A 23,143-nucleotide genomic window follows, 5' to 3' on the forward strand; every position below is an offset into this window, starting at 1 on the left:
AATCCTTCCCTTCCCGTAATTCGTCAACGACACCAATCACTCTTTGAGGCCGGAGAAGTTAATGGGCAGGGATACCCCCAGGGAAAAGTCCGGCGCATCCTCGGTGAGGCCAATGCCAAGGCTGGTGTTGACTATTGTGGTATCGCTGACGCGAGTACCCAGGGACAGGCTCAGAAAACCGGTCATCTGGTCCTGAGCCACCGCCTGATCGCCATTCGAGAAGCTCAGCACGGTCTCGTCGGTGTAGCTGAGCTGAGCTGAAATACTGAGGGAGATGTCATAGGACAGTGAATAGGCGAAGCCGGCCGAACCCGACAGCCCGAATCCGGGATCCACGTTCGTCAGCAGCCGTGCTCCCCGGACTTGCTGAAGGTCTTCCGCAGGCAGGTTATAGGTGGCGCTCACCGAACCGAAGATCACCACCGGATCCAGCACCTTGGACAGACTCGCGCCGCCACCGATTGAATAATAGCCGCTGCCAGTGGAGAGTTGTTCGTTGATATCGATCTCGTAGGGGCTGACGCCGGTCTTGCTCGTCAGGGTTCCGAACAGGGTGGTCGACATCTTGCCGGGCACATAGGCAAAGGGCTGCCAGCGGCCGGTAAAGGAGATGTCACCGAAATCGTAAACGTTCAGTTCATCCTGGGTGTCATACTTGACCACCAGTGGAATACGGGTACCAACCGTCAGGTTATCAAGCAGGCCGTAGTCGTAGGTAAAGGAATTGGTGAAATTGTGGGTGGCCGACGGCACCACATCAAGGTTCCTCACCGAGCCGTTGGTAATGGCAAGGTCCAGCCGCTGGTCGGCGGTATAGGAATAGTCGAATGAGTAATTCAGGTAGTGAGACCCCTTCCTCTGAAGGGAATAATTCTTCTCCGCAGCCTGGAAGACCTCTTCCAGCTGCTGTGACGCATCCTCGTCTCCCTCCTGTTTGGCCAGCGCCTCCCGCGCCTGATCCACACTTCCTTCATCCGCCAGGGTCATGCCCGAAAGCGGACCTGCCATGGAAACAAGGATAACGCCTCGCGCAAACCAACGATTCATCCTGACTCCCTTTCTTATTAGTAATTTTCCTGACGCCGGTGAACCCCGGCAAGTTAGTTACGACGGTAAAACAACTGCTTCCGGGTATTCTCGACGCTGCCATCGGGATTGTTTTTCTGGCGCTCCAGCAGATTCTGGATGCGCCTCTCAGTGGATTCGTGAAATTCCGGTATCCTCTCCAGCGCCAGCAACGTCATGGTCTGGTCGTCCACAAAGCGAAGGTCTTCCTCTTTCAGCTCCAGGTTGTCCAGGGGCTTGTCACCTCCCGGAAATACTATGAACAACACGTTGTCGTCCCATTTTTCCCTGAACTGCTCAAGCGTGAAGGAGATATTGCCAACGGAGGGGTCGGCGAGGTAAACGCGCCCGTCCCGGATCGCGCGTAGCACGACGAAGTGTTTGAAACCCGCATGATGAATCGGAACGATTGCCGGGTGGTCCAGGTCCTTGAGGTCATCAATGGTGGCCCGGAACCCCCCTGACGGATAACCCAGAGCAGTAACCAGCCGCTTCATGTCGAGCATGGAAAACGCCCGGCGTTCGACAATTCGCTCGCTTTCTCCGTAATGCAGCAGCCCCTCCATGACCTGCCGTTCCGACAACGTTCGCCCCAGGTAGAAATTCAGCACGGTGGTCAGCGCGGCACTGCCACAACTGTAGTCATAGGCCTGGCGCACGATATTCCGGAACTTCTGCTCAATGAGCGGTTCAATCCGCACATCGAAGTGCAGCTCTACGGGGCTGGAATCCACATCCTGTTCAATGACAACAGCCCCTCTTTCAAAGGGCTCCACCACAGTTGCTTCCTGCGCCATGGCAAAGGTAAGAATGGATCCGGCGAGCACCAGCAGCATGTCAGACGAAGTCCCTGTTTTTATTGGCCACGGTATTTATTGGGTTACATGTTGTTACGGTAAGATACCGAAAAGCCTGTCCCCTTAAAGATAACTGTGCCTCAAATCTGTCGCTGCAGAGGGGGCTTTCCAGAAGGGATTTGAGAACTGGTTCATGGCAACGACCGGGAGGACCCCGGAGTTTGACGGGATAACACGAAAACGGACTCGACAATGACCAGCCACTGTACCTGGGGCCCGGAGGCCAGCGCCTGATTGTCAGCGGTGGGGTTCAGGGAGAGTAGGTGAAAACCAGCCCCAGAAGCAGGTAACTCAGCAGGGTCACCACCACAATCCCCATCAGGTTCAGGGCAAAGCCCGCCCGGATCATGTCGCTGATCTGCATGTGGCCACTGGAAAACACAATCGCATTGGGTGGCGTCGCCACCGGCATCATGAAGGCACAACTGGCTGCGATAGCTGCCGGGACCGTCAGCAGCAGTGGTGATACTCCCTGGCTCATGGCCAGTGCACCCAGCAGGGGCAGAAAGGCGGCGGCCGTTGCAGTATTGCTGGTGACTTCAGTGAGAAAAATAATCACACCTGTCACCATCACGATCATCACAAGTGTTGGCAGGGTGCCCGCCACCCCGAGACTTTGCGCGATCCATTCCGCCAGCCCGGAGCTGCTGATCACGCCGGCCATTGCCAGGCCACCACCGAACAGCAACAGAACCCCCCAGGGGATACCCCTGGCCGTTTCCCAGTCCAGCAGGAACTCCCGTTTGCTGGTATTTACCGGAATAACAAACATGGCAATAGCGGCGGCGATGGCAATACCGGTATCGCTTAACCATGGCATCAGGCTGCCAGATAACAGCGGCCGGAAAATCCAGGCACTGGCAGTGATCAGAAATACTGCGGCAACCAGTTTTTCACCCTTGCCAAGCGGCCCCAAAGCATCAAGCTCCTCCCGTATTGCGCTGCCGCCATCACTGGAATTGCCCAGGTCAAAGTCCCGACGGGTCAGCCACCACCAGGCCAGGGCCAACATAACGATCGTGACCGGAACCCCAAGTAGCATCCATTGGGCAAAGCCGACCGAGATGCCCTGGTTTTCACTCAGATACGCCGCCAGCAGAGCATTGGGCGGTGTACCGATCAATGTTGCGATGCCGCCGATACTGGCGGAATAGGCAATGGCCAGCAAAAGCGCGGTGGCATAGCGGCGAACCCCCTTGGGATTACCGCTGTCCAACATGCCCACCACCGACAGGCCAATGGGCAGCATCATGATGGCCGTTGCGGTATTGCTTACCCACATGCTCAAAAAAGCGGTGGCCAGCATAAAACCGCCGATCTGCCGACGCGGCTCACTGCCAACGGCCTTCAGGGTCATCAGGGCAATCCGGCGGTGCAGGTTCCAGCGCTGCATGGCAAGCCCGAGTGTGAAGCCGCCCAGGAACAGGAAAATAATCGGATGGGCGTAAGGCGACGTGGCCTGGCCAACGTTCCCGAGCCCGAGCGCCGGCACCAGAACGATGGGCAGCAAGGCGGTGACCGGAATCGGAATGGCTTCCGTTGACCACCAGGTGGCCATCAACAGCATCAGACCCAGGGCTGCCCAGGCTTCTGCGCTCATGGTTTCCGGGGGTGGGAAAATCATTGTTGCCAGCAGAAATGCGGCGCCAAGGATCAGGCCGGCGACCTGGCTGCGTGGAAGTCCATCCAATGTGCTCTGAGCCGGTTGTTGTTCAGACATGCCGCTCTATTCCATTTTCCGGAATGTGAAATTAATGACGATCACAACTTTACAGGCCCTGCAATTGACGGTCATGAACACGGCCCAGCAGAATCAGGGCAAGAATAGCACCGGACAACGCCCAGGCCATATCCGACTGGGTATCCCACACATAGCCCTGGGTTCCAAGGAAGGCTTCCGCCCCTTCGCCACTCAGCAGGGCGACCCACCATTCAATCAGCTCATAGAAGGCACTCACGGCCAGAGCGAAACAGACGATAAAAAACGATCGCCACCCACGGCGGGCAAAAACACCGAACCGTATCACCAGTTCCCGGGCAATGATCGCAGGCACAAAGCCCTGGGCCAGGTGCCCCAGTTTATCGTAGTTGTTGCGCTCCCAGCCAAACCAGTCCCGGAACCAGTCAAATACCGGAACTTCAGCATAGGTATAGTGGCCGCCAACCATCAGAATGATGGCGTGCACCAGTATCAGCTGGTACACCAGCGGCGTGAGCGGATACCGGAAAAAGCACCAGATAACCAAGCCAAAACCGACTGCTGCCGGCAACACCTCCAGCACCCAGGTTGCCCGGTCCTTCGGCTCGATGGCAGACCAGAAAAACACAGCCAGGAATACAACTACCCAGGCCACAGGTGCAAGTCGATTGATCATTCTCTCACTCCAGTATTGTGATTATCGGCCGGGTCGGCGCTGAAGAAAAGGCCGACACTATCGGACTCTCACCCGACTGCCATCTTCCAACTGGCGACCCGGATGGCGGACCACAAGATCGCCTTCGCTCAGGCCGTCCAGAATGACCGTGTAGAACCCATTGGTGCGGCCTGTTGAAACGGTTGTGAGCTCCCCCCGTTCGCCCACCACCCGGAATACAAGGCTCTGGCCATCCCTGCGAAAAATGGCGGACTCGGGGATCTGAAGCTCATCGGCAGAGGCCCAGAGCACGAATTCCGCATCCACCCGATAGCCATCGCCAAGTGTCTCCCAGGCTTCCAGCGGACTGGTGATATCCGCAACCACCTGTACCCGCCTTTCTTCCACGCCAAGCGCGGAGACATCCTCGAATCCGACAGGTTCAACCCGCCTGACTACCGCATCCAGAGTGCCACCACCCCACCCTGTGAGACGCACAGTCACTCCGGGGCTGAGCTTGACAGCGTCGAAGCTCAGGACGTCGATAACTACCTCAAGCGCCCCCGGATCACCCAGCTCCAGGATAGCCTCGCCGGCATGAATTACGCCCTCACTTTTCCGTATAATGCCCAGCACCGAACCATTGACCGGGGACCGAACCGGAACCCGTTCCACGGCGCCATTACCTGAAGCCCTGGCTGCAGAGACTTCAAGGCGGGTTCTGGCGGCTGCCAGTTCGTGTGCCATGACTTCTTCATCAAAACGGGCTGAGCGCAGGATAGCCTGAGCCCTGTCCGAAGCGGCCTTGGCCTGCTGCAAACGCTCTTCGGAGACAAAATGATCACCACGGAGCGCCTGCAGGCGGGCCAGCTCCCGCATCGCCAGATCCGCTTCCGCCTCGGCAGCCGTGGCCTTCTGGCGAGTGGAGTTCAGCGCTGACCGGGCCGACTGAACCTTGGCTTCCGCCTCCGCACGGCTACGGGCATCCAGGGTGCTGGCGGGCATAGGGTCGACCTCGGTGAGCAGTTCTCCGGGGATAACCGGATCGCCCACCTCCAGAAGCACCCGATGGAGGAAGCCAGCCACCGGGGATGAAACCACATACCGGTCCCGAACCCGGGTTCTACCCTCTTCCCTGATGGTTATTTCCATTGGCCCGCGGCTCACCGTTGCCAGATCCACCCACACCGGATCAGGGCGAACGGTGAACACGACTGCTGCGATGGCCAACAACACGAACGCGCCCCAGAACAGCCATTTTCCTGCAAACCGTTTTGCTGCCATAGCGTCAATTCACTCCTTGTTTCCTGCAGCAACTATTCCCGTGTTTTCAGCACGGCCACCAGGTCCAGCGCCTTCAGGCGCCACCACGCAATAACCCCTGAAGCAATCGCAGATACCACCACGACTAACGCCGAAATACCCAGGGTCTGGGAAGTTATGGTCAGCGGCACCCGATAGAGCTCCGTTTGCATGGCCGTGACAATCAACAGCGCCAGGCCCTGCCCGATTAACCACCCGAGTGGCACGCCAAGCAGCAGCAACAGCGCCACCTCACCCAACAATATATGCGCAACTTCATTGTGGGTGTACCCGAGTACTCTGAGGCTTGCCAGCTCCCGACCCTTCTCGGCGAGGGATATGCGGATCGTGTTATAAACAACACCGAAGGCGATGATGCCGCCCATCAGACTGTTGAAAAAGGTGAACGTCAGGAAGGTCCGGGCCAGGGTATCGTAGAAGCTGTCCAGCATGGCCTGACGAATACTCAGGCCAAGAACTCCGGGGGTTTCCCGAAGGCTGTCGTAGACTTCCGCCGCTTTGGTGGGATCCAGATTTATCATGGCCTGATTGATCAGGGGCCCATCGCCCAAGGCCCGGTTCAGGGCATCGAGGTTCATGTAGGCGCCCACGCCGAGAAACTCACTGGTAACCCCTGCTACAGGCACCAGTACCGTTCTCCGGTCGCCTTCAAGCAGCTCCAGCTGAAGGGTATCGCCGGGTTTCGCCCCCAGTTCCCGGGCCAGGTAATCCGTCAGCAGAAGTCCCTCGCCCGGAAGGCTTACGCGCTCCAGGTCGCTGTCGACAACATACTGCAGCCGCGCGTCGGCGGGTATCCCGGTCACAGCACTGCGCCATTCCCGATGCCCGAATTTCAGGCGTGCGGGTACCGTGCGCCGGCCCTCAACGTAACGGATCCCCGGTTGGCGTTGTATTCCGTACAGAGCCGAACTGTTCACCGGATCAATGAACGTGGTGGCCAGATCCTGTTGTTGAACCCGTGCAAACTGGGTATGCACCATCAATGACACCGAATCAAACTGGAAATTACCAACCATGACAATGGCCGAGGCCATGGCAACTCCACTCATGGACAGCAGTGTCCGTGCAGGGCGGCGGGAAAGTTGGCGCACGATCATTCGCGATGGCTGGGAAAAACGGATTCCCGAGAGCAGCTTTTCCACCCCGGTAACCCGGTATCTGGCAGGCCCCTCCGGCCTCATGGCCTCAGCAGGCGGCAGGGCCGCCGCCTGCCTGATGGCCCTCCAGGCACCGAGCCACGCGACTACAGTGGTCAGTATGGCCAGTAACACCAGCCAAAGCGGATTGATACGGAACAGCAGGCCGGGGAACCGGTAGAAATCCATATAAAGCTCCCCCAGCGCCCGCCCCAGCCATAATCCCAGGGCAAGCCCGAGCAACAATCCGATAACCGCGATCACAATCACCAGTTTGCTGTAGTGCCAGGCGATCTGGCGGTTGCCGTAACCAAAGGCCTTGAGCACCGCGATAATGTCCCGCTGGGTACTGATCAGCCGGCTGATGACCACATTCAGGAGAAACATGGCCACCCCCATAAAAATCAGGGGAAAAACCGTGGCCATGGTTTTCAGCTGGTTCAGCTCATCACTCAGGAAACGGTGCGAAAACTGGTCATCCCGGCCATAGGCTCCGGTCGCACCGTAGCGAGCCAGTAACCGATCAAGAGCATCCGCCACAGAGGCAACCGAATAGCCCGGCCTGAGCGTAACCACCAGGCTGTTAAACGCGCCCCCCATATCCATGGCGGCTTCCAGAGCCTCTCTGCTCATCCAGAGCACACCGTACCGCTGGTAATCCGGTAGCATTGCGCCAGGCGGAATCACGTAAATGAATTCCGGCGATTCAACAATGCCGGTCAGAATAAGAGCCTGCCGCCGACCATTAATGATGGCCTCGAACCTGTCACCCAGTGACAACTCGTGTGCCTCGGCAAAGCTCCCGATGACCGCGACTTCCTGGTTTCGGCCGGGGGCTGGAAGCCGCCCCTCCCGGATGAAGAGACGATTGATGTCCGGCTGGCCATCCGGGGGGATCGACACCAGCCGGGCCGAGACCGGATCCGCGAAGCCGGGCATCTCCAGTTTGGCGCCGCCCTCCACGCGGCCTTCGTAACGTGCGACACCTGGCAGTTTTTCAATCTCTTGAAGGATATGGCGGGGCGCCCGTTTCAGGGCGGAAAACACCTCTGCGAACTGGTGCTGCTCGTAATACTGGGCCCGGGTTGCCACCAGGGAGGAGTAATTCACCAGGGACATGACACACACGGCCACGCCGCCGGCGATCACGAGGGCAATGGCGAGCACCTGGCCCCGCATCTGCCAGAGCTCCCGGCAAAGTTTGGTGTTCAGTGCATTGCTGGCCATCGCGTTCACTTTTTCGCCCTGTTACCAGGACAGAGTCCGGGGATCCTGGCGCTGATCGTTACGGCGTTCGCCGCTGATATTGCCGTCGGAAAGCGTGATCACACGATCCGCCATGCCGGCTATGGAAGCGTTGTGGGTAATGATAACCGTCGTAGTGCCGGTTTCCCGGTTCGCCTTTTCCAGGGCTTCGAGAACCAACACGCCGGTGGCCGAATCAAGGGCTCCTGTCGGTTCATCGCAAAGCAGCACTTCTGGTCGTTTGGCGATGGCCCGGGCAATGGCAACGCGCTGTTGCTCGCCACCGGAAAGCTGTGCTGGAAAATGGTCGATGCGCGCCTTTAGTCCAACCAGTTCGAGAGCTTCTTCGGGCAACATGGGATTGGACGCAATTTCGGTAACTGCCGCTACATTTTCCCGCGCGGTCAGGCTTGGAATCAGGTTGTAAAACTGGAACACGAAGCCAACGTGCTCCCGGCGGTAGCGGGTCAGTTCACGATCCCCCGCCGCACTAAGGTCAATATCCCGGTAGCAAACCTCACCGGAGGTCGGCACATCCAGTCCGCCGAGGATGTTCAGAAGGGTCGATTTTCCCGAACCTGAGGCGCCCAGCATCACGACAAGTTCACCAGGGTAAAAATCCAGGTCCACCCCCCGGAGTGCGTAAACCTGGACCTCACCCTGACCGTAGGTCTTGGTCAGCCCCCGGGTGTGAAATACCGGTGGCTCTGTCATGGTGCCCGTCCCTGGTTCCATGAGATCAGTCTTCAGCGCAGTCGACACATACGGTGGTGTAGGGCAGCACCTGCAAACGACGGGGGTCAATGGCCTCGCCACAGGATTCGCACTCATCGCCAACGCCGCTCTCGATACGCTCAAGCGCTCGCTCTATCTGTACCAGTTCGGCGCGGGTTTCTGTTTCGAGGGAATCAACCACTTCGTCATTCTGGGTCTGGGCTGCCTGCTCTTCGAAGTCCTTGTCCAGCGCGCCGCCCTCGCGATGCTGATGGGCTTCATAACGGGAAAGCCTGGCCTTCAGGTCTGCTCGCAGTGTTTCCAGTTCCGATTTGCGGTCACTCATATTACGCCTCCTGCCCCGTGCGGATAATCCGGGATATACAAACGTCTACAGTAAAGCATAAGCTGAACCCGGGGTTGATACTTGTCAAAATTGCGTAATACTGACTGAGGCAAAATAAGGCTTCATTTAACTGACCTGTATGCAAGGGAGTTGTAGCAATGACTAATGACCTGTTTGAAAAAGCCACGCGCCTGAACGAGACCCTGTTCGAGCAGTTCAGCAAGGCTGCGGAAATGCAGATGAATGCCTTCCGCCGCTATGCTGATGTCACCAGGGAACAGGCCAGGAAAGTTTCTGAAGTACGGGACCTGGAGGGGCTGAAATCCCTGACCGGTGACCAGGCCGAAACCCTCAAGTCCCTCAGCGAACAGTTTACTGCAGACTGGAAAGCCTGGCAGGACTACTTCAACGAAAGCCGGGAGCAATTTCAGAAGGTGTTCGAGAAGGCCCAGGAAGAAACCACAAAACCCGGCCCGAAAGCCGCCAAGTAAGGGATTGTTATGTTCGGCCTGGATACGCTCGGCAAAACCGTCAATCAGCTGGTTAACAGCTTTGAAACCAATGTCCGGCAGGGGCAGCAGCAACTGGAGAAGCTGCTCGGGGATGCAGGCGTCATGGACGACGCGAAACTCTCTACCCTGACTGAAATGTCTGATGCCTACCGGACCATGGCCGAGGATCTGTTGCTCCATCCGCTCAGGTTTGCCGGTGCGGAGCTGGATCTGGCCCGCAAACACCTGGCGCTGAGTTATTACACCCTTGCGCGTTTGGCGGGCAAGGGGGAGCCGCCGGTGGCTGCGCCGGAGCCTGACGACCGGCGTTTCCAGGCTGAAGACTGGCACCGGCATCTGCCTTTTGATGTTCTGCACCAGGCCTACCTGATCAATTCCCGGGCGTTCCTGAACTGGGTGGAAGGTATCGGAGGCATGCCCGAGGCGGGGCGGGACCAGATGCTGTTCTATGGCAGGCAACTGACCAGCCTGCTCTCGCCCTCGAACTTTCCGGCAACCAATCCGGAAGTGCTCAGGATTACCTGGGAGCGCAAGGGCATGAACCTGGTCGATGGGGGCCGCCAGCTGATCGAGGACCTGCGTCAGAACCCGTCACTGTTCAATGTCGGCATGACTGATCGCTCCGCCTTTGAGGTGGGCCGGAACCTGGCAACCACCCCGGGCAAGGTAATCTTTCAGAATGAGCTGATGCAACTGATCCAGTATTCGCCCACAACGGAAACCGTCAGCAAGCGTCCCCTTCTGATCGTGCCTCCCTGGATCAACAAGTATTACATCCTGGACCTGACCACCAGGAACTCCTTCATCCAGTGGCTGGTGAACCAGGGTCAGACCGTTTTTATCATTTCCTGGCGTAACCCCGGGCCCTCGCTCCGGGACAAGGGCTGGGACGACTACATGCAACTGGGGCCATTGGCCGCCATGGATGCGGTAACCGAGACCACCGGCGAAGAACGGATGAATGTCATCGGATACTGCATCGGTGGCACCCTGTTGGGCTCCACTCTCGCCTGGCTGAAGAAAAAGCGGCGCAACCCGGTGGCGAGCGCAACTTATCTGACAACCCTGCTGGATTTTTCGGACCCGGGCGGCATCGGCGTGTTTATCAACGATCACTCCCTCCGGGGGATCGAGCGCATGCTTGAGCGCAAGGGCTATCTGGACGGCCGCGCCATGGCCTTTACCTTCAACCTGCTCCGGGAAAACGAGCTGTTCTGGTCGTTCTGGACCAATAACTATCTGAAGGGACAGAAACCGGCCGCCTTTGACCTGCTCTACTGGAACACCGACGGCACCAACCTGCCGGCGAAGATGCACAGCTTCTATCTGCGGGAAATGTATCTGAATAACCGGCTGGTGCAGCCGGATTCACTAACCCTGGCCGGGGAATCCATCAACCTGTCCGAGATCGATGTGCCATCCTTTTTCCTCTCGGCCAGGCAAGACCATATCGCCAAGTGGAAAACCACCTACAAAGGCGCGCTGGCGCACGGTGGTGATGTTCGCTTTATACTCTCCGGCTCGGGCCATATCGCCGGGGTGATCAACCCGCCTTACAAGGAAAAATATGGCTACTGGACCAACGACACGCTGGTACCGGACGCCGACGACTGGCTCGACAGCTCCGAACACCATCCGGGATCCTGGTGGCCACACTGGCTTGAGTGGATTGCTACGTTCTCTGAAGAGAAAGTACCAGCCCGCGTACCGGGAGATGGCAAACTGCCCGCACTTGAGGACGCTCCCGGGAGCTATGTGAAAGTTAAAGCGGCGGATGCGGCGAAATGTTAGACTGATAATAAAACAAAGGAAAGGAAAGCCCATGGGGCGACCGCTACCAATATCACGCATCATGCACAGCGGTTTTTTGCTGCACTGCTCTCCGGACACCCCCATCGCTGACGCAGCGGCTCAGATGGCAGAGCGCTCGGTCAGCTCGATTCTGATTACCGAAAATGGTCAGGTGACCGGCATCTGGACCGAGCGTGATGCCCTGACAATCGACTTTTCCGAGCCGGCCAGCTTTGAACGTCCGATCAGTTCAGTCATGAGCTCGCCGGTGCTCACCCTGCCCGGGGATATGGATGCGGGCGAGGCCGCCCTGCGGTTTCGGGATACCGGGAAACGGCATTTTCTTATTGTCGATGAGTCCGGTTCACATTTGGGCATCCTGTCCCAGACCGACCTTGCCCTCAATCAGGGACTTGAGCCCTACCTGCGGCTGAGGGAGGTCAGTACCGCCATCCCGCACCCCCCGCTGGTCGTGGATGGGCAGGTTGCCCTCGCTGAGGTTGCGGCGATCATGCATCGGCATCAGGCTGGTGCCGTCGTGGTCGATTGCCATGACGAGGGGCTGGGCATTCTCACCGAAAGGGATATAGTCCGATTGATTGCGTGCAATACCGGTAATGCCCTGGCCGCCGACCTGGCCATCCGGCCATTACTGACCGTCAGCGAATCCGAGCCGTTAATTCGTGCCAGGGACCTGCTGATCAATCACCGGATCCGGCATCTGGCCGTAACCAACAGCCGGGGTGAGGTCACTGGCCTGATTGGCTACAACGACATGCTTGCGGGTGCCGAGCAGATGTACCTGGACGATTTGCGGGAAGCACTGGAGCAACGGGACCAGGCACTTGCGAAATCCCGGCAGACCCTGCAACTGGCGGAGCGGGTGATCGAGTCTTCCTTCGAAGGCATCATGGTGACGGACAGGGACATAAACATTGAGTTCGTCAATCCGGCGTTCACGCTACTCACAGGTTACAGCCAGGACGAAGTTGTAGGGAAAACACCGCAAATCCTGTCCTCGGGCCGTCACGACGACGATTTTTACCAGCGGATGTGGAATTCGCTGGTCACCCATGGCTACTGGCGGGGCGAGATATGGAACCGGCGCAAGACCGGAGAGCTCTATCTGGAGCTGCTGACGATCACCGCCATCACCGATGAAGAGGGCAACACCACCCACTACGCCGGGCTCTTCACGGACATCACCCAGAACAGGAAGAACGAGGAGCAGATCCGCCAACTTGCCTACTACGATGCCCTAACGGGCATTCCGAATCGCCGGCTTCTTGAGGATCGCCTTGAACACGCCATTCGCCATGCCCATCGCCGCTCATCCCTGCTGGCAGTCATGTTCATGGATCTGGACCATTTCAAGGGCGTTAACGACAGGCTTGGCCACGCTGCCGGCGATGAATTACTGCTTCAGTTCACAAGCCGTGTCCAGAGCTGCTTGCGTGAAGACGATACCCTGGCCCGGCTCGGCGGGGACGAATTCATTGTCCTGTTGTCCGATCTGGAACATCTTGACGATGTCTATCGGGTGGCAGAACGATTGATCGCCAGAAACCATGAACCCTACCACATCAACGGCGAGTCCCTGAACGTGGGTTCCAGTATCGGCATCAGCCTTTACCCCCGGGATGGCATTACCGCCTCCGAATTGCTGCAAGGTGCCGACATCGCCATGTATCGGGCCAAGCAGGACGGACGGAACCTGTTCCGGTTATTCAACCCTGCGGTTGCTGAAGACGCCTGATCTCGCCCCGGAATCGCCAGTGTGGCACTATGGCCCGCTGGATGACCGGCGGAGAACCACCTGATGTTTTATACTACCCTCGTGGCGATTGCAGCCGCCATGATCCTGTTTGCCTGGCTCGGGCTCAGAGCTCGTCTCGCTGACGGCGGCCTGGACGATTACGTGACCGCACGGAACAGCCAGGGAGCCAGAGCCCTCGGGCTTTCTTTCCTCGCTTCCGGCATGGGGGGATGGATCCTGTTCGCGCCGCCGGAGGTAGGAGCGTTGGTCGGCCCTCTGGCACTGGCGGGCTATGCCCTTGGCGCCGCCCTGCCGTTTATCGTGTTCGCCTTCTGCGGGCCCGCCATCCGTCATTTCCTGCCCCAGGGCCGCAGCATTGGTGAGTTCGCCCACGCCTGTTACGGCAACGGAGTCCGCCATTACGTTTCCCTGATCTCCGTGCTGTACATGCTCTGTTTCCTGACCGCCGAGCTGACCGCCATTGGTGCGATCACCTCACTCCTGTCCGGCATCAATGGCGGTATTGTGGTGGTGGGTGTTGCGATAACCACACTGATTTACACCGCAGTCGGTGGCCTTCGCGCAAGCATCGTCACTGATCAGTGGCAGGCCCTGTTGTTGATCGCCCTGCTGGCCATTGTCAGTTTCGTTGCTATCGGCAAACTCCCGGAAGCGGCTCCGGCGGCGCTCCCGGACATCCCGACCTCCGCTGCCCTGAGCGTGGCGCTGACCCTGGTGATAGCGGTGACCGCCGCCAACCTGTTCCACCAGGGCTACTGGCAAAGGTTGTGGTCAGCCCGGGATACCGACGCCCTGAGCCGGGGGGCGCTGCTCGGCGGCGTGGTCACCATCGGCGTGGTCGCTGTGGTTGGCGGGCTTAGGATATTGGCGGCCATGAGCGGCGCCGACCTTGGTAATCCGCCGATTCCCTTCTTTGCTTTGCTGGCCGATGCCCCGGCCTGGCTGTCATTGCCAGCACTTATTCTGGCGATCACCCTGGTCGCCTCGTCGGTGGATACACTGCAAAATGCCCTGGCGTCCCTGGCTGTTACCGAGAAACAGGGGCTTTCCATTGTCAGTGCCCGATGGTTCACCGTGCTGCTGATGATTCCGGTGGTTCTGGTGGCACTGCAGGGGATCTCGGTGCTCCGGCTGTTCCTGATCGCCGACCTGCTGTGCGCCACGGCGGTGTTGCCTGTACTGATGGGGCTTTGGAGCAGAATGACCACGCGAGCGGCGATTCTGGGCTGTCTGGCGGGGCTTCTTGGCGCCATTCTGCCGGGTTGGATTGCCGGAGGCAGCTTTATGGCCGGCCTGGAAGCCGCCAGCTTCCCCGGCAGCATCCCAACACTGATGCCGTTTGTTGGTGCCCTTGCGGGCTCCGGAGTGGTTAGTCTCGTGGTCGCAGCTACGACCCCGAAACGTTGAGAGAGTGCTGTCCGGCTTTTCAGCTGGACAGCAGTTCAATCGGGTACCGGATCCTGGTCTGGTCGACCCCGGGCCGGGCTCCAAAATCCACCAGCCTCAAACGGTTACAGATCTTGCTCTCGAGCGCCGGCTCATTAAGCGTGGACTCCACCACCGAGCAGCTCGACACTGCTCCATTCGGCTCAATAACCAGTTCAGGCGTGATGCTTCCCTGGAGGGAAGGTTTCCGGCGCAACTCCCGGTTGTAAATGCTGTAGATCGCTGATTTGTTGGCGTCCATGGTGCGGCGCAATTCTTCCTTGCTCCGGGTTCTGGCGGCCGTTTCCTGCTGCTCCCTGCGTGCAGTCTCTTTTGCGGCTGCAATCCTTTCTGCTTCCGCAACTTCGGCGCGCTGACGTTCGGCCAGGGCAACCTGACGGGCCTCCCGGTTCAGCGCTTCCTCATTCACACCGCTGCTCCTGGTGTTTGCGGTAGCGCGGGACGCCAGCGTATCACCGGTTTTACGGGTAATAGGCTCTGCGGTATTGGCGACCGGGCCATCCAGCTTGACCGACTCGGCCAGGGAGCTGAGCTTTGCAAGTTCGTTACCCATGGCCAGGATGCCGGTGTTCTTTGCCTTTTCGCGGGCTTTGGCCACCTCTTCCGGCTTTGGCTCTGGCTTTTCGGCAACCTGCGGTTCGGGTTCCGGTTGCGGTTGCGGTTCCGGCACGACCGGTTCAGGGACCGGCTCGGGTTCGGGCTCAGGTTTCGCCTGCTCTACCGGCTTTTCCTCGGGCTTCTTTTCCTCGGGCTTCGGCGGCTCAGGCTCCGGCAGCACCGGTTTTGGCGGCTCCTTTTTCTCGATGATCAGTTTGGCCAACTGGGGCGGCAAGGCTTCCTGTTCCTGCCGGTCGCGCTCGGGCAATTCTATCCAGCTGACGTAACCCGCGAAAGCCAGGAACAATGGCACCACCACGACTGCGGCCGCCAGTAGCCGTTTACGTTCACCGCGTTCCTGGTTCCAGGGCAATCCATACCGGTAATCCATAGTGATCAGGCCCCCTGTTCCGTGCGCTGATTAACCGCCAGGGAAATGCTGGCATAACCGGCGTCCACGCAGGTGGACATGATTTTCTTGAGCAGCTCGTAAGGCAACTCCCGGTCCGCAAGGATAGTAATGGGGCGGCCCGCCTCCGGCGCCGGTGCCGATGAACGGCCGGCCTGATAGTCCAGTTCCTGTTTCAGGGACGGCTCCACTTGCCCTTCAAAGATCTGGAAAGCGTCCCGTTTGACCACCAGCCGACCGTTTACCAGGATATCCCTGTCGGTCACGGTCAGCGCCAGCACATCACCTGGCGGTTGCTGAGCGGTGGAATCCGGCAACTTGATGGTATTGTTCTGATTGAGTACCTGAACGTCGGACGAGGAGTTCACCATCAGGAAGAACACCAGGATGGTGAAGATATCCATCAGCGAGACCAGGTTCATCTTTCCCTGGCTCTTGTTGCGCCGGTAGTGGCGTTTGAGACGACGGGCCCTGGCGGATTCTTTCATGAACTCACCTCCGCCGATCCCGTGGCCTGAACCGGTGCATCACCCAGTGAGATCTCGGGGAACAGCTCGGCTTCCACAACGCTGCCGGCCACCACCGCTTCATAGGAGCGGACCGTATCCATCACCGAGACCAGAGACTGATAGGACGTCTCGCGGGATGGCATGATGATCACATCCTTCTTGTCCGGAACCCGACTCTTGATTTCCTTCATGACATCTTTAAGCAGCACGAAATCATATTCGCCCTCTCGGCGGGGAATAGTCTTTATGACTCCGCCCTGGTTATCGGCAACCACCAACTGACCATCGTAGATCACGACCTGAATCTGCAGTTCCTCGGCCTGTTCCGCCGACAGGCTCTCACCGGTCGGGAAGTTCAGTTCCAGCACGCTGGTGTGGGCAAACACCATATTGAGCAACAGTACCGGCACCAGCACAATCATGAGGTTCATGAACGGCGTGATGTCGAGATCGGCCTCACTTTGCAGGCGACGATGCTTCCGTCTCATGGCCTGGCATCCTTCTGGCTGGTTATCAGGCCGGGCTACCGGCCGGTGTCGCCACCTGGGCTGGCGCTGCGGCATTCTGGGCCTGGGCTTGAGCAGCGGACTTGTTGCCGGAGCCGTCACTGAGCAGGTTAAGCACCTTGATGCCGGCCATCTCGAAGCTGTCGACAATTTCATTGGTCTTGGTCTGCAGCAGGGAATGGACCAGCAGCATGGGAATGGCCGACATCAGGCCGAAGGCGGTGGTGTTCATGGCCACCGAGATACTCTGCGACAACAGGCTTGCCTTCTGGGCCGGATCCGCCGCGGCCACGGCGGTGAACGCTGCAATCAGGCCGATGATGGTCCCGAGCAGACCCAGCAGGGTCGCGATATTGGCCAGTGTGGCCAGGTACTGGGTGCGTTTTTCCAGCCGCGGCATGACATCCAGCAGGCCCTCTTCCATGGCGTACTCGATCTCCTCGCGACCCTGGCGGCGAGCCAGGCGCTGAAGGCCAAATCCGATCATGGTCGACATGGCACTGCCGGACTCCTGGGTGTAATTGAGGGCGCCCTTCAGGTCGCGCCTGGCAATCATCTGATGCAGGCGATTGAAGTCCCGGCGGTTGGTCAGTTTCTGGGCGGAGAGGTAAACGTAACGTTCAATGGCAACAATGAGACCGATGATCAGCACAACGGCAATCGGAAACATAAAAAAGCCACCTTCCTGGAAGAAGCGAACGGCGGTATCGATCATTTTCTGGGCACTCCATGGTCCGGTTTTCAGGTCAGTCTATGCGCGACCTGCCCATGAGAGGGTAAGTTCGCGAAAGTCTGTGTGAGGGTTTGTTTAATCTTGTGCGCGGGCACACTATGAGCGTGAGGGAAGTCACATTTTTACTCCCCGGCTGCCGGTTGAGCCTGTTTCTTGAACGCCTCGTGGTACTGAATGAAGCGCTGGAATTCGTAACGCTCCAGCGGCCGCGGCCCCTGATCAACCATCAGACGTTCCTCCGGCGCCCGCAACTCCGCCATTTCCGGCGGCTGCCAGGGCACCAGGTACATCACCGTGGGTACCTCCTGATCGCCACGAATGCGTGCGCCTTCAATGGTAACCACACCCGACGAGTCCTGGGCCTGAACTACTGAGTTGCCAGCCAGGAGAGCCGAAGCCAGCATGAGCGTCAACGCGGAATGTTTCATATCGCCTCTTCCACATCAGATTCTGTTTTTCGCATCGAAGATCCAGTCTTCCAGTCTCGGGTGAGGCTCACTGGCGGCGAATTGATAGCGCTCATAGAGCTCCACAGCCTCGGCGGGTTTGCCCAGGTAGATATCCAGCAGGAAGGCCAGATTGAGGATCGCCGGGGCGTAATCCTGATCCGCGGCCAACGCCTCCCGGTAATACTGCTCCGCATCGCCGAACTCTCCGGCGTTCCGGGCGATAACGCCGAGGTGATTCAACGCCTGGACATGCCGCGGATTCACGGCCAGAACCCGCTCAAACCAACGCTTCGCGGTCTCGGTTTCCCCTTCCCGGAACGCAATGATTCCGAGGTTGGCCATGGGCCCGGCTCTCTCCGGGTACTCCCGGGCCAATTGCCCGAAACGCGCCTGGGCCTCGGCCAGGTCGCCCTGCGCCATGGCCTGAACCGCTTCCCGGAACGAAGCTTCCAGCACAGCCTGGTTTGAAGCCTGGCCCTCAGGCTCGGGCGCTGGCGGGGCCGTCACACACCCGGAGATCGCGAGCACGGTCAGCAGACCGATTCCGTATGCCCTAATCCAGTTCATTGACAACCCCCGCAGTCAGTTCTTTCTTCCGGTAGCGACCCGGCAACAGGTCCTTCAGGGCCTCGTAGCTGCGCCTGACCCAGTCATCGAATATGCCCTCCCGGGCGCGCCGGATATTCTGCTCGTGGATATCGATGGCGTTGTCCTCGAATGGATAGGCCTGCTCTTCAAGCAGAAGCTCATACTGGGCCAGCTCCAGTTCGCTCAGCCCGGTGGGCCGCTCCGAGTCCATCAGATCCGCGCCAAGACGCCCATATATGTGTGCAATCTGGTAACCCGCCTCAGTGGCAAATGACGACAGGCCATAGCCGGCGGTTTTCTGGTAAGCCGTTACCGCCCTTTCGAGCGCATTGGTTTTCGCCGTCATGCTCTCGTTCAGCGGCAGCGTCAGGCGGATGCTGTCGTATCTTGCAAGGGCATCACGGGCAAGGGTCGCGGACGCTGAAGCGGCCAGGTAGCGCATGCGGTCGTCCGCCGCTTCCGGGTTCCGGTCCACGGTTTCCATCTGCTTGCGCAGCCAGTAATCCCGTTTCCCGGAGTCACCTTCAGCCTGGTAAAGCCCGGACAGCCGGTTTGCCGCCTCCATATAGACATCCGCGGGCTCGGGATGGGCGTTGGCGTAGGTACGCCAGGTGCCGATGGCTTTGCCGCGGTTCCCGGCCTGATCATAGAGTTCGGCAGCAATCAACAGGTTTTCCCGACGCTCCTCCGGCGTACTGGCCAGGGCAACCATGCGCTGGAGTTCATCTGCGGCACGCTCCCATTGCCCCGTTTCACGATAGGCCAGCGCCAGCTTTGCCGGTACGGTGTCTATCAGCTCATGGTTCGGAAAGACACTCCGGAAGCCGTTCAGGACACTGATGGCCTGATCCCAGAGATTGGCAGTGATCAGCAGGGAGGCCGCATCGTATTCCGCATTCGCCCGTAACATCGATTCGGGAACCTCTGCGCCCACCCTCAGGAACTCGCTGACAGCGGCCTCAACCTTGCCCGCATCCGCCAACTGTTCGGCCTGCCGGTAAACCGCTGCCGCCAGGTTTTCACGCACGCTGCCCCTGCGTTCATCGTCTTCACCCATGACCGCCAGGGCATCACGATAGGCCTGTTCCGCCTCGCCGTATCGGGCCAGTTCAGACAAGCCGTGGCCGGATAACAGCAGGGCTTCTGTTGTCAGTTCCGCCGAGGGTGCCGGCTGCCAGGCAACAAGGCGAGCCGCCATGGCAACGGTCTCTTCCCAGTTTTGCTGGTCGAATTCCCGTTGCAGCGCAAGGTAGTACACGCCCGGCGCCCGGGGGTCGCCGGGAAACGCATTGGCAAAACGCAGACGGTTCAACTGCTGCAGCTCCTGATAGGCCATCCGCTCGGACCCGCGCTCGGCAGCCCAGGTGCTGGCGTATTCCCGGAATGCCAGCACTGAGGCATAACCCGCCTCCGGGGCGCGCTCCGGCAACGTATCGGCTGGGTAGTCATAGGCAACCCGTTCAAAGGTAGCAATAGCAGCAGGCCAGTCCTCCAGTTCCAGGTAGGTTTCACCCAGCAGGAACAGACGCTCCGGCGTGCGGGGGTGATCCGGGAAGGTAGCGGCAAATTCCGCGTAGTAATTGGCAGCTTTCCGGTAATGGCTGTCCGCCTGCGGGCCATCCGTGGCTTGCCCCGCTAGCAGGTAGTGACGGTCCGCCAGCTCCGGCAACAGCTGTTCCAGCTGTTGCTCGATAAAGCCAATGGCGTCCGGACCTGCCGACCGCCAGTAATCACTGTAGATTCCGTAAAGACTGACAAACCCGGCTTTGCGCTCTGGAATGGTACGGGCAAAGCCGGCAAGCTCGAGGGTTTCCAGGATTCGTATGTGGTAGCGCGGTGCCCAGGGGCTTGTGGGGTGATCTTCTATATAGGCTTCGAATACATCGATCGCATCACTGTACTGCTCCCTTTCCAGCAGCAGCTCACTGTAACGGTCGTAGACCAGGATCTCGTAAGGACGCCCCCCAGTCTGGCGAAACAGCGCCTGCAGGGTTTCAGCGCCGTCAAGATAGGACAGGGACAGTCCCACCACCCGAAACAGGTCCTCAATCAGGGTCCGGTTACGATGATCGATATCCTCCACCGGCTGCCCCGCCGGCATGACCAGGTCCAGCACTTCCAGGTAGCTGAACAGCGCTTGCTGATAATCCGCCTGCTTGAACAGGCTCCAGCCTTTCATGTAATGCGCGTTCACCAGAAACGAGACGTCGGCCATGCGTGCCTGGCTGGCCAGGGTGACCTGGTCAAAGGCCTGCTCCGCCTCGGGGTAGCGGCCATCGATAAACAACAGGTCCGCCCGACGGAACTGGGCCTCAATCCAGTATTCAGAATCCGGATAGCGGCGCACCAGGGTGTTCAGTGCTTCCAGCTGTTGTGGTGTTGCCCCACGTAGTTCCCAGGCTCTCGCAAGCTGATAGTATATCTGATCATTGCCATCGCGATCCGGATGTTCCGACAGGAGGCGCTGGTAGGCATCAATGGCACCGGAGAGCTCATCCACGGCGGCATCCGCCATTTTCCGCTCCGCCCGCTGGAACTCCAGGTCGGCCAGGCGATGCCGGATGGTGACCTGTTTCCGGGGATCGTCAACGAGGGGCAGGAGCGCCTTGTAACTGTCCATCACGGTTTCGATGGAGACACCACCGGTCAGGCTGGCTTCATCCGCGGTTCCTTCATTGCCAGCCCGGGTGTCAATTGCCGGAAGCGCCGCCAGGGTTCCCTCCCGGACCTGGGGCATTTGTTCGCTTCCCCCGGGCATCATCGACTGCAGCATCTGGCAGCCACTGGCCAGGACAAGCATGCCCGCAATGACCATTCCCTTAACCATCGTCACAAGCGTCCGACTACTCATCACCGGCACCTGCACTGGGAGACGCACGGAAGAGCTGGTCCGCCAACCGGGCCTGGGCATGGCGGGAAGCCACCAGGTAGCCATTGAGCTCTTCCTGCTGGGTGGCAAGCATCCTGTCCACCTGGTCCAAGAGGATTTTCCGGGCATGTCCCAATGCCTCGGATACCTCTTCCCCAAGAGCCGCAAGTTCCCATTCACTGACGGCGATACGCCGCGCCAGATCCGCATGGCGGGTGTCTTCGGCCATCAGGGTTTCAACCCGTTGTCGCTGAGCCTGAAAGCGCTCCATCTCCCGGTCCAGTTCCCGCAACTGCTTTTGCGCCGCCCAACGGTTCACACCATAGTCATCCGCGATCCACCAGTCGAAGTAGGCTCGCATTCTTTGATAGGTTTCACGCTGGCTGGCTGTGGTTTCATCGTCTGGCAGTTCGGCCAGTGTTTTCTCAACCTCGTCCAACTTGTCCCTGAGTACTTTCTGCTCCGTGGTCATAAAGAAACCGGCATCTTCCTCTGCCAGCGCAGTTGAGACATTGTCCCGGAACGCTCGATGCAATTGACGCCACGGGTCCGCCTGCTGCTCCTCCAGAGCCTGCCGGGTTTGCGTAATACGGATCTGGCGCTGCTGCTCCCGGGTATCCAGCATGGTTCTGAACGATTCGAACCGGGACTGTCGCTCGGCAATGAAGGATTGCATCCGATACAGCTCGTTCAGTTCGCCCAGGGCCTGCTGGAACGCCTCCGTGGCCAGCACTTCCGCCAGACCGAAGTCGACTGGCTCGACGCGGAGCCGGCCGTAGGGGTCCGTGAGCATCCCGTCGCCGTCACGACGGATATTGAGCCGGGCCATCAGGCTCTCTTCACTGAGCCGGTTGCGGAGGCCGCTGAGCTCCGAGATCCGGGCCTCATAGTGGTCGGCTGCCCGCTTAAAGGCTGGCAAGGCCCTATCCGGCACCCCCATTTGCTCCAGAACATAGGCTCGGGCGAAGGGAACCTGCTGCCGCCAGGGCAGAAACAACTCCCGGCCAGACAGGGATTCAAGGGCATCGAGAGCCCGTTCAGGCCGGCCCTGCCCCGCGGCGGCCACGGCGTAGTCAAAGAGCGCCTGATCGGCGAAGACCCCATCCAGCGGCATGGCGCCCAGAACCTTCAGGGCCTCGTCGAAGCGGTTATCACGAAGATGCAGCCGGGCAAGTGACAGACGAGCCCGGTCAAGCAGGCCCTGGCGCTCGGCATCTGGCTCGGCGGAATTGCTGGTTTGATCAAGGATGGCGATCAGTTCCTTCAAGTCCGCCTCTGCAGCGGCGCCGTCACCGGCATCCAGCGCGGAAACCGCCGAGTTGTACTGGAGGTAGAGGGACCAGATATCGGTTGCCTCCAACGGTTCCTTGAGAGACATCAGTTCAGATTCATCACCGAATCGGGGCGAAATCATGGCCAGCCGGGCACGCAGGTAGATCCATTCCCGGAACAGGTCATAGTTGGCGTCGGCCAGAATTTCGCCATCCACGTGCTCCAGATTCTCATGGGCCAGCGTATGCTCGCCTTCCAGGTAGAAGGCCTTACCCAGGTAGAACCAGGCCTGATTGCGGACATCGGGAGACAGTTTGCTGCCTTCGCCGTCTTCGCCCAGCAGCCGCGAGAACAACCGGCTAGCCTCGCGGGTCATGCCCCAGGACAACATGAGTCCGCCCTCCACCAGCGCCGGGTGATCGCCATGGCCCTGGATGCCACCTTGTTCGCGGGCAACAGCCAGTTGGGTCAGAGCCTCAAAGGCGTTTCCCTGATGGTAGTCATAGAGCGCCCATCCGTATCGCAGGTCTCTGGCCCGTTCGGGTAGCGCCTCCTCAGCCTGCGCCGAAGCACCAATCGTCAGCCACAGCAAAGCACCCGTGAAAAGTAGCGGACGTCCCCGAAACGACTTGTTTCCCATCAATC

20 protein-coding genes are annotated in these 23,143 nt (G+C 59.3%); 4 read left to right on the forward strand and 16 right to left on the reverse strand.

Translation table 11 applies throughout. The features are described 5' to 3' along the window. Positions 1-36: 36 nt before the first annotated feature. The 8 genes from NLK58_RS04395 to NLK58_RS04430 all read right to left on the reverse strand — a co-directional run bounded on the left by NLK58_RS04395 (position 37) and on the right by NLK58_RS04430 (position 9,040). Positions 37-1,047 carry a transporter gene (locus NLK58_RS04395; protein ID WP_117617445.1) on the reverse strand — a complete coding sequence of 337 codons (1,011 nt, stop codon included), beginning with the start codon at positions 1,045-1,047 and terminating at the stop codon, positions 37-39. A gap of 53 nt (positions 1,048-1,100) precedes the next feature. Beyond that, entirely contained in the window at positions 1,101-1,901 is an 801-nt protein-coding gene (locus NLK58_RS04400; RefSeq protein WP_117617446.1) for a C39 family peptidase, read from the reverse strand. A 271-nt stretch (positions 1,902-2,172) separates the two neighbouring features. Next, entirely contained in the window at positions 2,173-3,642 is a 1,470-nt protein-coding gene (locus tag NLK58_RS04405) for a DASS family sodium-coupled anion symporter (protein ID WP_341582146.1), read from the reverse strand. Between the two features lie 49 nt (positions 3,643-3,691). Next, on the reverse strand, positions 3,692-4,297 hold the full coding sequence (locus tag NLK58_RS04410) for a DUF2238 domain-containing protein (protein WP_341582147.1): 606 nt from the start codon (positions 4,295-4,297) through the stop codon (positions 3,692-3,694). A 57-nt stretch (positions 4,298-4,354) separates the two neighbouring features. Then, positions 4,355-5,560: an HlyD family efflux transporter periplasmic adaptor subunit gene (locus tag NLK58_RS04415; protein WP_341582148.1), complete on the reverse strand. Its 1,206-nt coding sequence runs from the start codon at positions 5,558-5,560 to the stop codon at positions 4,355-4,357. A 32-nt stretch (positions 5,561-5,592) separates the two neighbouring features. After that, the gene (locus tag NLK58_RS04420) at positions 5,593-7,962 is read right to left on the reverse strand and encodes an FtsX-like permease family protein (protein ID WP_341582149.1); all 2,370 of its coding nucleotides are present in this window, start codon (positions 7,960-7,962) and stop codon (positions 5,593-5,595) included. Positions 7,963-7,983: 21 nt separating this feature from the next. Then, a complete protein-coding gene (locus NLK58_RS04425; RefSeq protein ID WP_227539439.1) occupies positions 7,984-8,694 on the reverse strand; it encodes an ABC transporter ATP-binding protein in 711 nt (236 codons plus the stop codon). Between the two features lie 25 nt (positions 8,695-8,719). After that, entirely contained in the window at positions 8,720-9,040 is a 321-nt protein-coding gene (locus tag NLK58_RS04430) for a TraR/DksA family transcriptional regulator (RefSeq protein WP_117617451.1), read from the reverse strand. A 158-nt stretch (positions 9,041-9,198) separates the two neighbouring features. Here NLK58_RS04430 and NLK58_RS04435 point away from each other — a divergent pair, with 158 nt between their 5' ends. From NLK58_RS04435 to NLK58_RS04450, 4 genes are all read left to right on the forward strand, one after another. Further along, positions 9,199-9,531, forward strand: a complete 333-nt coding sequence (locus NLK58_RS04435) for a phasin family protein (RefSeq protein WP_117617452.1) — start codon at positions 9,199-9,201, stop codon at positions 9,529-9,531. Between the two features lie 9 nt (positions 9,532-9,540). After that, a complete protein-coding gene (locus NLK58_RS04440; protein ID WP_117617453.1) occupies positions 9,541-11,343 on the forward strand; it encodes an alpha/beta hydrolase in 1,803 nt (600 codons plus the stop codon). Between the two features lie 31 nt (positions 11,344-11,374). Next, entirely contained in the window at positions 11,375-13,099 is a 1,725-nt protein-coding gene (locus tag NLK58_RS04445; protein WP_341582150.1) for a diguanylate cyclase domain-containing protein, read from the forward strand. A 63-nt stretch (positions 13,100-13,162) separates the two neighbouring features. Further along, complete coding sequence (locus NLK58_RS04450; RefSeq protein WP_341582151.1) at positions 13,163-14,527, forward strand: sodium:solute symporter; 1,365 nt, start codon at positions 13,163-13,165, stop codon at positions 14,525-14,527. Between the two features lie 19 nt (positions 14,528-14,546). On the opposite strand, the gene NLK58_RS04455 is transcribed toward NLK58_RS04450, so the two are convergent. The 8 genes from NLK58_RS04455 to NLK58_RS04490 form a co-directional block, all read right to left on the reverse strand. Then, positions 14,547-15,554 (reverse strand): AgmX/PglI C-terminal domain-containing protein, encoded by a 1,008-nt coding sequence (locus NLK58_RS04455; RefSeq protein ID WP_341582152.1) that lies wholly within the window; start codon positions 15,552-15,554, stop codon positions 14,547-14,549. Between the two features lie 5 nt (positions 15,555-15,559). Beyond that, entirely contained in the window at positions 15,560-16,060 is a 501-nt protein-coding gene (locus tag NLK58_RS04460) for a biopolymer transporter ExbD (RefSeq protein WP_341582153.1), read from the reverse strand. After that, positions 16,057-16,569, reverse strand: coding sequence for a biopolymer transporter ExbD (locus NLK58_RS04465; protein ID WP_341582154.1), 513 nt, complete (start codon positions 16,567-16,569; stop codon positions 16,057-16,059). Before NLK58_RS04465 ends, NLK58_RS04460 begins: the two co-directional genes overlap by 4 nt. Before the next feature lie 25 nt (positions 16,570-16,594). Next, positions 16,595-17,302, reverse strand: a complete 708-nt coding sequence (locus NLK58_RS04470; protein ID WP_341582155.1) for a MotA/TolQ/ExbB proton channel family protein — start codon at positions 17,300-17,302, stop codon at positions 16,595-16,597. A gap of 140 nt (positions 17,303-17,442) precedes the next feature. Continuing rightward, positions 17,443-17,748 carry a hypothetical protein gene (locus NLK58_RS04475; protein WP_341582156.1) on the reverse strand — a complete coding sequence of 102 codons (306 nt, stop codon included), beginning with the start codon at positions 17,746-17,748 and terminating at the stop codon, positions 17,443-17,445. 15 nt (positions 17,749-17,763) lie between these two features. Further along, positions 17,764-18,336: a tetratricopeptide repeat protein gene (locus tag NLK58_RS04480; RefSeq protein WP_341582157.1), complete on the reverse strand. Its 573-nt coding sequence runs from the start codon at positions 18,334-18,336 to the stop codon at positions 17,764-17,766. Further along, positions 18,323-21,208: a tetratricopeptide repeat protein gene (locus NLK58_RS04485; protein WP_341582158.1), complete on the reverse strand. Its 2,886-nt coding sequence runs from the start codon at positions 21,206-21,208 to the stop codon at positions 18,323-18,325. The genes NLK58_RS04480 and NLK58_RS04485 overlap by 14 nt, the downstream gene beginning before the upstream one ends. After that, the gene (locus NLK58_RS04490; RefSeq protein ID WP_341582768.1) at positions 21,201-23,138 is read right to left on the reverse strand and encodes a hypothetical protein; all 1,938 of its coding nucleotides are present in this window, start codon (positions 23,136-23,138) and stop codon (positions 21,201-21,203) included. Before NLK58_RS04490 ends, NLK58_RS04485 begins: the two co-directional genes overlap by 8 nt. Between the last annotated feature and the right edge of the window lie 5 nt (positions 23,139-23,143).

The sequence above is a fragment of the Marinobacter metalliresistant genome (genome assembly GCF_038098645.1).
Taxonomy (GTDB): Bacteria; Pseudomonadota; Gammaproteobacteria; order Pseudomonadales; family Oleiphilaceae; genus Marinobacter; species Marinobacter metalliresistant.